Origin of the sequence: Streptomyces sp. OfavH-34-F (genome assembly GCF_022347745.1) — a bacterium.
Classification (GTDB): Bacteria; Actinomycetota; Actinomycetes; order Streptomycetales; family Streptomycetaceae; genus Streptomyces.
Map to the genome: position 1 here is coordinate 1 of NZ_JAKRGC010000217.1, position 10,985 is coordinate 10,985.

A 10,985-nucleotide genomic window follows, 5' to 3' on the forward strand; every position below is an offset into this window, starting at 1 on the left:
CGGGGGCTCCTCGTGCGGCCGATCGCGGCGTCCGGCGCTTCCCGTGCGGCTGACCGCGGCAACCGGGTGCTTCCGTGCGGCCGATCGCGGCCCCCGGGCGCTCCTCGTGCGGGCGCTCCCCGCCCGGGTGGTGCGCGTCCGGGGCTCAGGCGGCGGTGATGTGCAGCGTGATCGTGCCGTCCGGCGCCGGCTCCACGCGCAGCCGGGTCAGGTCCGGGATGTGGGCGTCAGGGGCGTGGGCTCCCGCGCGCGGGCCCACGCCCACCACGCGCATGCCGGCCGCCCGGCCCGCCGCGATGCCCGCCTCCGAGTCCTCGAAGACCACACAGTCCGCCGGGTCGAAGCCCAGCGCCGCCGCGCCCTTGAGGAAGCCCTCCGGGTCCGGCTTGCTGGCCCCGACGCTCTCGGCGGTGACGCGGAGGTCCGGCATCCGCAGCCCGGCGGCGTCCATCCGGGCCGTCGCCAGCGCCAGGTCGGCGGAGGTGACCAGGGCGTGCGGGAGGGCGGCGATCGCGTCCATGAAGGCGGGGGCGCCGCCGATCGGAACCACCCCGTCCACGTCGGCCGTCTCCTCGGCGAGCATCACCCGGTTGTCCGCGTGGTTCTCCGCCATCGGGCGGTCCGGGAGCAGCACCGCCATCGTGGCGTACCCCTGCCGGCCGTGCACCACCTTCAGCACGTCCTGCGGGTCCAGCCCCTGCCGCAGCGCCCAGCGCCGCCAGCAGCGCTCCACGACGGCGTCGGAGTTCACCAGGGTGCCGTCCATGTCCAGGAGGAGGGCTCGGGCGGTGAGGGCGGTGACCGGCATGGGCGGGCTCCAGGGCGGGAGGGGGCGCCGCGGGGGTGTGCGGCACAAGAGGTCAAGCGGCCCCCGCCCGCCGGTCAGGGTGTGCGCGCGGAGGCCACTTTGTTCCTCCACGATACAAAAACATGGCGGTGTTGGCGAATCCCCCGGACCGGAGGCAGTGCGTCCGGCCGCGGGGCGGCGGTCAGCGGCGGTCGCGACCCGTTGGCCATGTCTCCAGACAGTTTCGGGTGTGCGGACCATAGACGCCCTTGGGGTCTTCTGTGATGGTGCACCAGGACTGGAACTCTCCTACAGCCCGCTCCGTGCGGTCCCCGTAGTAGGAGTCCACGGGGCCGTTGTAGACCCAGATCTCGCGCAGCCGGTTCTGCAGCTCCGCCACCGCCGGGCCCCGGTCGCCCCGCCGCAGGGTCTCCCCCGCGTCCGGGGCCGTGGGCGGCGGGGCCACGCCCTCCGCCGGGGCGCTGCTGCCCGCCGAGGCCGAGGGGGACGAGGAGGGGCCCGCACCGGACGCCGAGGCGGAGGACGAGGCGGAGCGGGAGGGAGACGTGGAGGCCGAGGCGGACGCGGACTTCGACGCCGAGGCGGTCGCGGACGCCGAGGGGGAGGCCGAGCGCGACGGGGACGGCGAGGCGGAGGCCGACGCGGACGGCGAGGGCTCGCCGCTCTCGTCGGGGAGGCTGGCCACCGTGGAGGGCAGGGCCTGGTCCAGATCGGCCTCCCCGCCGCCGTCGCCGTCGAACAGCCCGCCGATGAAGGCGGCCGTGCCGACGACGGTGACCACGGCCGCCCCGGCGATCAGGGCGGCGAAGGGCTTGCGGCGGCGCGGCGCGACCGGGTCCGGGCGGGTGAGCAGGAGCGCGGCGGTGGGCTCGTCGGTCCGGTCCCCGGCGGCCCCGGCGGAGGCCATGGGCGGCAGGTACAGCGGCATGGTCGTCGCGGCGTCGCCCTCGGGGGCGTAGAGGTGCGGGGCGCCCGGCGGGGGAGTGGCGGGTCCGGTCATCGGGGACGCCGCCGTCGTGGTGTCGCCGCCCAGCGTCACGTACGGGCGGATGCGCAGCGGGTCGAAGTCCTCCGCTGCCGCCATCTCGGCGGACCGGCCGGCGTGGTGCTCCTCGGCGATGCGCCGCTGCTCGGCGGCCCGCTCCGGGTCGGAGAGGTGGCCGGGGGCGCCCGGGGCGCCGTAGGCCGTGCGGCCCGCGCAGGCGCAGCCCGGACCGCTGCCCGGTCTGCTCTCCGTACCGCACTCCGGGCATATATGTCCGGCCATGGTGGGTCCCCTCCCCTTGAACTGCTGCGATTATGCAGCCCGCCGCCGAGAACCCCAATCAGACGGGCCTCCGGCAGGCCATAACGGGGCGGAACAGACAGGATGGGTGTGTAGCGGATCGTCCGAGGAGAGCATCCGAGGAGATGTTTCATGGCCCAGCAGCTGAGCCCCCCGGCCCCGGCCCCCGGCGAGGACCGCTCCACGCGGTCGGTCCTGGTGGCCATCGGCGCACTGCTCCTCGGCATGCTGCTCGCCGCACTCGACCAGACCATCGTCTCCACGGCCCTTCCCACGATCGTCAGCGACCTCGGCGGGCTGGAACACCTGTCGTGGGTGGTGACCGCCTATCTGCTGGCCTCGACGGCCGCGACCCCGCTGTGGGGGAAGCTCGGCGACCAGTACGGGCGCAAGAAGCTGTTCCAGACGGCGATCGTCATCTTCCTCATCGGCTCCGCGCTCTGCGGGATCGCCCAGAACATGCCCCAGCTGATCGGCTTCCGCGCCCTCCAGGGGCTCGGCGGCGGCGGGCTCATGGTGCTGTCGATGGCGATCGTCGGGGACATCGTCCCGCCCCGTGAGCGCGGCAAGTACCAGGGCCTCTTCGGTGCGGTGTTCGGGGCGACGAGCGTCCTCGGACCGCTGCTGGGCGGCTTCTTCACCGAGCACCTGTCCTGGCGCTGGGTGTTCTACATCAACCTGCCCATCGGGGTGGTCGCCCTCGTGGTGATCGCCGCCGTGCTGCACATCCCGGTCCGCCGGACGAAGCACACCATCGACTACCTGGGCACCTTCCTCGTCGCGTCGGTCGCCACCTGCCTGGTCCTGGTCGCCTCCCTCGGCGGCAGCACCTGGCCCTGGGGGTCCTGGAAGATCATCGGCCTCGCGGTGCTGGCCGTGCTGCTGCTGGTCGCGTTCGTGTTCGTGGAGCGGCGGGCCGCCGAGCCGGTGATCCCGCTGACGCTGTTCCGGATCAGGACGTTCAGCCTGGTCGCCGTGATCAGCTTCGTCGTCGGGTTCGCGATGTTCGGCGCGATGACCTATCTGCCGACCTTCCTCCAGGTGGTGCACGGCATCACGCCGACGATGTCCGGTGTGCACATGCTGCCCATGGTCTTCGGGCTGCTGATCACCTCCACCGTGTCCGGGCAGATCGTCAGCCGGACCGGCCGCTGGAAGGTCTTCCCGATCGCCGGGACCGGCATCACCGCGATCGGCCTGCTCCTGCTGCACCGGCTGACGGTCTCCAGCGGCACCTGGGAGATGAGCGCCTACTTCTTCGTGTTCGGCGCGGGACTCGGCCTGGTGATGCAGGTCCTCGTCCTGGTCGTGCAGAACGCGGTCTCGTACCGGGACCTGGGCGTCGCGACCTCCGGGGCGACGTTCTTCCGGTCCATCGGCGCCTCGTTCGGTGTGGCGATCTTCGGCACCGTCTTCACCAACCGGCTCACGGACAAGCTCGGTGCCGCGCTCGCCGGGCGGCCGCTGCCGCCCGGTGTCGACGCGAAGGGCCTGGCCGCGGACCCGCGCGCCCTCGGGCAACTGCCGCCGGGCCTGCGCGGCCCGGTGCTCCAGGCGTACTCGACGTCGATCACCGATGTGTTCCTGTACGCCGCCCCCGTCGTCCTGGTCGCCTTCGTCTTCGCCTGGCTCCTCAAGGAGGACCCGCTGCGCGGCTCGGTGACGGCGCCCGACCCGAGCGAGACGCTGGCGTCCAACCCGGTCGAGCGCTCCTCGTACGACGAGTGCGCGCGGGCCCTGTCCGTGCTCGCCACCCGGGAGGGCCGCCGCGAGGTCTATGTGAAGATCACCGAGCGGGCGGGCCTGGATCTGCTGCCGGCCGCGGGCTGGATGCTGCTGCGCATCAGGCGCCACGGCACCGTGGAGCCCGCCCGGCTCGCCGAGGTGGCCCCCGTACCGCTGCGGGTGATCAACGAGGCGGCCCGGCAGCTGGAGGGGCGCGGGCTCGTCCGGCGGGTCGGGGTGCAGATGGTGCTCACCGAGCCGGGCGCGGAGGCGGTGGTCAAGCTCGCCCAGGCCCGTGAGGACTCGCTGGCCGAACTCCTCGGCGACTGGTGGGGGCCCGACCGGCCCACCGACCTGGTCGCCCTGGTCTCCGAGCTGACGGCCGAGACGAGCGGATCGAGCAAGGAGCGCCCGCACAGCCCCGAACCGCGGCGCGACCACTGGGCGGGCCACCGCCACCGGGGCGAGTGACCGAACGCCTGCGGAACCCGCGCGGACGCGTTACGCGGCGGAGCCCTGCCCTCCGGGCAGTTCCTTGGCGAACCAGCGTTGCGCGTAGGGGCCGTCGCTGAACGCCGGGACCTCCCGGTAGCCGTGCTTCGCGTACAGGCCGCGCGCCTCGACGAGGTCGTGGCGGGTGTCGAGCCGCAGCAGCGCCGTCCCCAGCGCCCGCGCCCGGTCCTCCACCGCCGCGAGCAGCAGCCCGCCGCCGCCCGTGCCCCGGAACTCCGGGCGTACGAAGACCCGGGTCAGCTCGGCGGTGCCCCCGTCCACCAGGACCAGGCCCGCGCAGGCCGCCGGGCGGCCGTCGAAGCGGCCGACCAGGAAGTCCCCGGTGGGGGCCCGCAGCAGCTCGGCGCCGTCGCCGGTGAGCCCCTTATCGATCTCCGCGTCCGTCGCCGGGCGCCCCCAGTACCGGCCGGCGACCTCGCCGTAGTAGTCCCGCCGCAGCAGGGCCGCGTCGGCGCAGTCGAAGGGCTCGGGGGCGACGGTCCAGGTCATGGGGCCATTCTGGCCGCCGCACACAGGTGCGGGGCAACCGATTTCGAGGGGGCCGCCCGCCGGACACGCCCTAGCGCAGCGGGGGCGGGGTGAGGACCGGGGGCGGGGGTGTCACCGGGCGGCGCCGCCGGGCGCGTACCAGCAGCAGCGCGGCCACGACGACCGCCGCCGCGCCGCCGGAGAGCGTCACCAGCCAGGCCGGGACGCCGCCCCAGGTCAGCAGCGTCTCCCGGTGGATGACCTTTTGGTACGGGGTGTCCTGGGCGGTCGCCACCAGTTCGTGGTCGCCGTCGATCCGCTCCGGCGCCGGGAAGTACTGGTGCATGGCCGTCACGAAGACCGGCCCGTCGCCGGTGACCGCCGCCAGCGCCTCGTACGGCTCCGCCGCCGGATCCACCCGGCCGGCGTAGGAGACCGTCGCGGGCCGCCCGCCGATCGTGCCGCGCGGCTCCATGCGGTGGTCGGCCAGCACGTACAGGTCCAGGGACTGCGGGGTGGCGGCCAGCTTCGACAGGCGCATCGGGTAGACCAGCCGGTCGCTGGCGAACCGCAGCCGCAGCGGGTCGAGCGTGCCGTTCAGCGGCGTCCCACGCTCCTGCGGCGCCAGCCGCACCGCCACGTACTCCCACTTCTGCTCGACGTAGGGGGTCAGGGCGGTGGCGAGGCGGTCCGGCAGCTCGAAGCCGTTCTCCGTCAGCCAGCCCTCCAGGGCGCGCGGGTCCGTCGCCGTCAGCCGGGCCACGTCGAAGGGGCCCAGCCGTTCCCGGCCGACCACCCCGACCGGGGCGGACGCCCGGGGACCGGCCGCGCTGTCGCCGACCGCGTGGTCCGAGCCGCCGAACGGCCAGTCCTTCTCGCGCGGCCAGAAGTAGTGCCGTTCCTCGCGGACCGGCGCGGTGATCGCCTCCAGCTCCGTGAACAGCTCCGCGTCGCCCAGCTCGACCGTGGCGCGGTGCGGCACGGGCATGATCCAGGCCGCTTCGGGTGCGTTCCCCCGGACGCTCAGCCGCATCACGATCTGCTCGGTGCGCCCGTCCCACCCCACCGCCGACGTCTCCCGGTCCACCGCCACCCGGCTGTCCCGGTCCACCACCATCGCGCCGCACCCGCAGGCGTACGCCGGTGCGATCAGTGACCCGATCTGCAACGACACCAGCATCAGGGCCAGGGAGAGCGCACGGGCCGCCCAGCCGCGCGCCCCCTGCCCCGTCCCGCGTTCTCCTCGCGCGCGCCGCATCTTCCGTCCTCCCCGTCGGTGCTGATCACGGGCTCAGACGTGCGCGGTCGCACGCCGGTTCCGGCCGATCCGCACACCTGACCAGGCATCTTGTCGGACAAATGGGGGTGAATTTCAAAGAGCGGGTTGATTGCGCCTATCTCCTTGCACAGTGCGAAGGTTCTACACATGCCGGACATCCGGCCGGTGGCAGACCTTGGGAGGATCGGCGCAGCGTGGCGAACGCGGAGCACGGGGGCGGCGGAAGCGCGACGGCGGGACCGGGGACCGCGGCGGCACGGGCGGTGCTCTGGCTGATCGTGGCCGCGCTGGCCCTGCGGCAGATGGCGGCGGTCCTGCGGCAGCCCCCGGACGAGCGGCTCACCGAACTGGAGACCTGGATCGGCCCGCACGGCGTGCTCCACGTGCCCGGATCGCTGTACGACACCGACCACTTCACCGGCACCCCGTTCGCCGGGCTCGTCCTCAAGCCGCTCACCCGCACCGCCGAGCAGAGCCTCGGCGTCGCCTGGACCTCCGGATCGCTGCTGCTGGTCGCCGCCCTCGGCGTCGTCGCCGCCCGCGCCCTGCCGGGACCGGTCGGCCGGCGCACCGCCCTGCTCGGCGCGCCCGTCGCGATCAGCCTGCTGATGCTCTCGCTGCCGGTGCGCAACGCCTTCCACCTCGGCCAGGTCAGCATCCTGCCCGTCCTCCTGGTCCTCGTCGGCCTCTTCGCCGTACGCGGGGAACGCGCGGCCGGGGTCCTCATCGGCGTCGCCGCCGCTCTCCAGCCGACCGTGCTCCTCTTCGCGGTCCTGCTCCGGCTCACCGGCCGGCGCCGCTGCGCCCTCACGGCCGCCGGCGCGTTCACCGCCGGCACCGCCCTGGCCTGGGCCCTGCTGCCGCACGACTCATGGACGTACTGGGTGCACCACGTCGCCGGCGCGGGCCTCGGCGACCAGGCGGACAGCCTCGCCAACCAGTCCCTGCACGGCGCGCTGCTGCGGTCGGGCCTGACCGGGCCGCCGGAGATCGCGCTGTTCCTGGCGCTGGGCGCCGCCGTGGCCGTCATCGGCCTGCGCCGGGCCGTGCGGTACGCGCGCGACGGCCAGCTCCTGCTCGCCGTGGCCGTCACCGGCTGCGTCGCCGTCGCCGTGTCCCCGACCGCCTGGCAGCACCAGCTGCTGTGGGTGCTGCTCGCCGTGGTCGGCCGGGCGGGCCGCAGCGCCTCGGACCGGATGGTGTGGCCGGCCGTCGTCGTCCTGGTCACCACCCTGCCGGGCACGGTGCTGCTGCCGAACATCGGCGCGGCGTTCCCGGTACGCGACAACGTGCTGCTGCTCGCCGCGCTCGGGGCCGCCTGCGCCGCCCCGTTCCTGCCGCGCACCTCCCCGTACTGGCGGCGGCCCCTGCCCACCGTCCACGCGCGGCCCGTCGCCTCCCGGCTGCGCCGGGTGCCGCTGCTGCCGCCGCGCCGCGCCCTGGGCCGGCCCCACCTGCTCCTCGAACTGCTGCTGCTGCGGGTCGTCTACTCCGCGTACGCGCACATCCGGCTGGCCGCCACGGCCGGACGGGAGACCGCCGAACGGCACGGCCGGCAGGTCCACGCCGTCGAGCGGTGGCTGCACATCGACATCGAACGCGCCCTCAACCACGCGGTCGCCGGCACCGGCGCGCCGCGGGCCTTCCTCGACTACTACTACGCGACCTTCCACTTCCTCGTGCCGCTGGCCGTCCTCGCCGTGCTGTACGTGCGCCGCCCCGCCGACTACCGCTGGGCGCGCGCCACCCTCGGCCTCGCGACCCTGCTGGCCCTCCTCGGCTTCTGGCTCTACCCGCTGGCCCCGCCGCGGCTGATGCCCGGCCTCGGCTTCATCGACACGGTCCACGGCGTCCAGGACTTCACACGGCCCGACTACGGGGCGCTGACGGCCCTCACCAACCAGTACGCGGCGATGCCGTCGCTGCACTTCGGCTGGTCCCTGTGGTGCGGGGTGATCATCGTGCTGCTCGCGCCGAAACCGTGGATGAAGGCGCTCGGCGTGCTGCATCCGCTGTGCACCGTCACCGCGATCGTCGCGACCGCCAACCACTGGGTGCTGGACGCGGTCGGCGGGGCGGCCGTCGTCGCGCTCGGCTTCCTGATCGCCCACCTGCTCATCGGCCCGCGCCGGCTGTGCGCGGCCCCGCGTCCCGCAGGGGTGCCGGAGACACCGGAGGACAAGGCCCGGGCGGTGGAGGCCCGGGCATGACCGAAGGGGTGCGGGAAGACGTGAGCACGTCCCGCACCCCTTCGGCGGGGGGATCGTCGCCCCTCAAGCATCGGCCCGTCCCCGGCCGCCCGCCACTCGAACGGCTCACCCGCCCCCCAGCGCCCAGGCCGCCACCGACAGCGTGACCATCGACACCAGCGTGGACGCCACGATCGCGTCCCGGGCCGGCCCGGCGTCCAGGCCGTACTCGCGGGCGTAGATGAACGAGTTCTGCGCCGTGGGCAGCGCCGCGCACAGCACCACCGCCAGCAGCCGCCCGTCCGACAGCCCCAGCAGCGGGCCCGCCACCAGCAGCGCCACCAGCGGCTGCCCCAGCGTCTTCACCGCGACGACGGCCGCCGTCTCCGCCCGGCCCCGGCGCGACCCGCCCCCGCCGCCCGGCCCCCGGTGCAGCGACAGGCCGAGCGTGATCAGGGCCGTGGGCACCGCCGCCGCGCCCAGCACCTCGCACGGATGCGCCAGCGCGGCCGGCGGCCGCAGCCCCGCCGCCGAGACGGCCACCCCGAGCATCGAGGCCAGGATGATGGGGTTGCGGACGGGCATCGTGAGCATCCTGCGGACGCCGCCGCCCCGCCGCGCCCCCGGCTCCCCGTCCCCGCCGCCCCGCGTCCCGGAGTCCAGCAGCGTCAGGATCACCGGCGACAGCACCAGCACCTGGAAGAGGATGACCTGCGCGACGAACGAGGCGTCGCCCAGCACCTGCACCGCCACCGGGATGCCGAGGTTGGCGGAATTCACATGACCCGAGGCCATCGCGCCGATCGCCGCCCCGGCCCGGTCCCGCCCGAAGACGCGGCGCACCAGGACGAACCCGAGCCCCGCCGCCACCGCCGTGCTCGCGGCGAACGCCACCATCGCCGGACCGCCGAAGACGTCCGGGCTCGCCTTCGACACCAGGGTGAACAGGGCCGCGGGCATGGCCACATGGAAGACGAACCGGCCCAGCACCGCCTCCGCCTGCGCTCCGAGGAGTCCACCGCGCCCGACCGCGTAGCCGATGCCGGTCAGCATCCAGATGGGGGCGAAGCCGGAGAGCAGGGCATGCATGCCCGCCATGATCTCCGTGCGCCTGTTCGGCATGCGGACGGGGGTACGGGTGCGGGCGCCGGTCCGTGAACAGGCCGAAGCCCCGGCCGCGCGGGGCGGTCGGGGCTTCGGTGATCACCGGCTGTCCGGGACGGGCCCGGTCAGTACCAGTTGTTGGCCTGCCAGAAGGACCAGGCGGCGCAGGGGCTGCCGTAGCGGGAGTTCATGTAGTCCAGACCCCACTTGATCTGCGTACCGGGGTTGGTCTTCCAGTCGGAGCCGGCCGACGCCATCTTCGACGCGGGCAGCGCCTGGACCAGGCCGTAGGCACCGGAGGAGGCGTTGGTCGCGGTCGGGTTCCAGCCGCTCTCGTGGCTGACGATGTTGCTGAAGCACTGGAACTGGGCGCCGTCACCGATCATCTGCCGTGCCGTGTCCTGGGCACTCCCGGCGGACGTCGGCGCGGCGGACGGGGCCGCCATGGCCGTGGAGGAGACCCCCAGGCCGAGGCCGGTGGCGCCCAGCAGAACGGCGGCGCCGGTGACGGCGGCCTTGCGACGGGAGAGGCGGGGCGCGGAGACCAGGTTACGGGCGAACGACACAGGGAACCTAACGGTTGGGAACGGGGGAGTCGCGGCTCGGTCCGAATCCTGCGTGGACCGGCGCTCGTTGACCGCGATCCGGTGAGGACCTGCGGTGCTCGGCGACGGGTTCCAGTCTTAGCGGCGCCGTCCGGCCGTGGCAACGACCCCTGATACGACCCCGCCTCGCACCCGGGGCCGAAGGTCCCGAACCCCCTCAAAACGCTGCATAGCAGGTCACAGGGGCCGTAGCGGGGCCCTGTGCACCCCCCGGGCGCCTCCTAAGCCGCTTCGTACAGGACCAAGGTCCTGTGGGTGCCCTCACTCCGCACGGTCGCCGAATGTGACCTGGGCCTCGAAGGAAGCCCGCCGTGTCGCCCTCCGCAGCGCCTTCAGCAGCGGCGCCCCGACCGTCAGCGTCAGCACCACCGTGAGCACCGCCCGGCCCAGGTCCCAGCCCAGCGACGTCGTCGCGCAGTACGCGAGGAAGCGGACCAGGTTGTCGCCCAGCGGGTCGCCCGCACGGAACGAGATGCCCGAGGCCAGGCCCGGCACGATCGTCCACCCGTACAGGTTCATGACCGTGCCGTACGCGAACGAGGCGAGCGCCCCGTACCCGGCGAGCATCAGCAGCTCGCCGCGCCCACGCAGCCGGTCCGGGCCCGGCAGCAGACCCGCGCCCATCGCGAACCAGCTCATCGACAGCATCTGGAACGGCATCCACGGCCCCACCCCGCCGGTCAGCAGCGCGGACGCGAACATCGTCACCGACCCCAGCACGAAGCCGAACCCCGGCCCCAGCACCCGCCCGCTCAGCACCATCAGGAAGAACATCGGCTCCAGGCCCGCCGTGCCCGCCCCCAGCGGGCGCAGCGCGGCCCCCACCGCGGCCAGCACCCCCAGCATCGCCACCGCCTTCGCGTCCAGGCCGGCGTCCGCGATCATCGCGACGAGCACCACGACCAGTACGACCAGAATCACCCCGACCAGCACACCGCCCATGACCTCACGTCCTTCCGTCCCCCGAAGCGAGGCCCCCCGCTCCGCGCCCGTTCCGGCGTGAGGGGGA

9 protein-coding genes are annotated in these 10,985 nt (G+C 74.2%); 2 read left to right on the forward strand and 7 right to left on the reverse strand.

Translation table 11 applies throughout. The annotated features are described in order from the left end of the window. Window positions 1-145 precede the first annotated feature (145 nt). Entirely contained in the window at window positions 146-808 is a 663-nt protein-coding gene (locus MHW47_RS25170; protein ID WP_239226055.1) for an HAD-IA family hydrolase, read from the reverse strand. Window positions 809-989: 181 nt separating this feature from the next. Then, entirely contained in the window at window positions 990-2,075 is a 1,086-nt protein-coding gene (locus MHW47_RS25175) for a peptidoglycan-binding protein (protein WP_239226056.1), read from the reverse strand. A gap of 150 nt (window positions 2,076-2,225) precedes the next feature. Here MHW47_RS25175 and MHW47_RS25180 point away from each other — a divergent pair, with 150 nt between their 5' ends. Next, complete coding sequence (locus MHW47_RS25180) at window positions 2,226-4,289, forward strand: MDR family MFS transporter (protein WP_239226057.1); 2,064 nt, start codon at window positions 2,226-2,228, stop codon at window positions 4,287-4,289. A gap of 30 nt (window positions 4,290-4,319) precedes the next feature. Here the strand turns inward: MHW47_RS25180 and MHW47_RS25185 are convergent, their stop codons facing one another. Both MHW47_RS25185 and MHW47_RS25190 read right to left on the reverse strand, forming a co-directional pair. Then, the gene (locus MHW47_RS25185; protein ID WP_239226058.1) at window positions 4,320-4,820 is read right to left on the reverse strand and encodes a GNAT family N-acetyltransferase; all 501 of its coding nucleotides are present in this window, start codon (window positions 4,818-4,820) and stop codon (window positions 4,320-4,322) included. 70 nt (window positions 4,821-4,890) lie between these two features. Continuing rightward, a complete protein-coding gene (locus MHW47_RS25190; protein ID WP_239226062.1) occupies window positions 4,891-5,979 on the reverse strand; it encodes a DUF2330 domain-containing protein in 1,089 nt (362 codons plus the stop codon). A 362-nt stretch (window positions 5,980-6,341) separates the two neighbouring features. Here MHW47_RS25190 and MHW47_RS25195 point away from each other — a divergent pair, with 362 nt between their 5' ends. Further along, window positions 6,342-8,288 carry a bifunctional glycosyltransferase 87/phosphatase PAP2 family protein gene (locus MHW47_RS25195; protein ID WP_374230148.1) on the forward strand — a complete coding sequence of 649 codons (1,947 nt, stop codon included), beginning with the start codon at window positions 6,342-6,344 and terminating at the stop codon, window positions 8,286-8,288. A 105-nt stretch (window positions 8,289-8,393) separates the two neighbouring features. Here the strand turns inward: MHW47_RS25195 and MHW47_RS25200 are convergent, their stop codons facing one another. The 3 genes from MHW47_RS25200 to MHW47_RS25210 all read right to left on the reverse strand — a co-directional run. After that, a complete protein-coding gene (locus MHW47_RS25200) occupies window positions 8,394-9,389 on the reverse strand; it encodes an AEC family transporter (RefSeq protein WP_239226059.1) in 996 nt (331 codons plus the stop codon). Between the two features lie 107 nt (window positions 9,390-9,496). Next, the gene (locus MHW47_RS25205) at window positions 9,497-9,937 is read right to left on the reverse strand and encodes a transglycosylase SLT domain-containing protein (RefSeq protein WP_239226060.1); all 441 of its coding nucleotides are present in this window, start codon (window positions 9,935-9,937) and stop codon (window positions 9,497-9,499) included. Between the two features lie 300 nt (window positions 9,938-10,237). Then, on the reverse strand, window positions 10,238-10,985 hold a 748-nt coding region (locus tag MHW47_RS25210; protein ID WP_239226061.1), incomplete at its 5' end, for an ECF transporter S component.

What these genes read in the sequence shown, in the direction of transcription:
- MHW47_RS25170 (WP_239226055.1), bottom strand. Translation starts at nt 808, where the DNA reads ATGCCGGTCACCGCCCTCACCGCCCGAGCCCTCCTCCTGGACATGGAC.
- MHW47_RS25180 (WP_239226057.1), top strand. Translation starts at nt 2,226, where the DNA reads ATGGCCCAGCAGCTGAGCCCCCCGGCCCCGGCCCCCGGCGAGGACCGC.
- MHW47_RS25200 (WP_239226059.1), bottom strand. Translation starts at nt 9,389, where the DNA reads ATGCCGAACAGGCGCACGGAGATCATGGCGGGCATGCATGCCCTGCTC.
- MHW47_RS25175 (WP_239226056.1), bottom strand. Translation starts at nt 2,075, where the DNA reads ATGGCCGGACATATATGCCCGGAGTGCGGTACGGAGAGCAGACCGGGC.
- MHW47_RS25190 (WP_239226062.1), bottom strand. Translation starts at nt 5,979, where the DNA reads ATGCTGGTGTCGTTGCAGATCGGGTCACTGATCGCACCGGCGTACGCC.
- MHW47_RS25185 (WP_239226058.1), bottom strand. Translation starts at nt 4,820, where the DNA reads ATGACCTGGACCGTCGCCCCCGAGCCCTTCGACTGCGCCGACGCGGCC.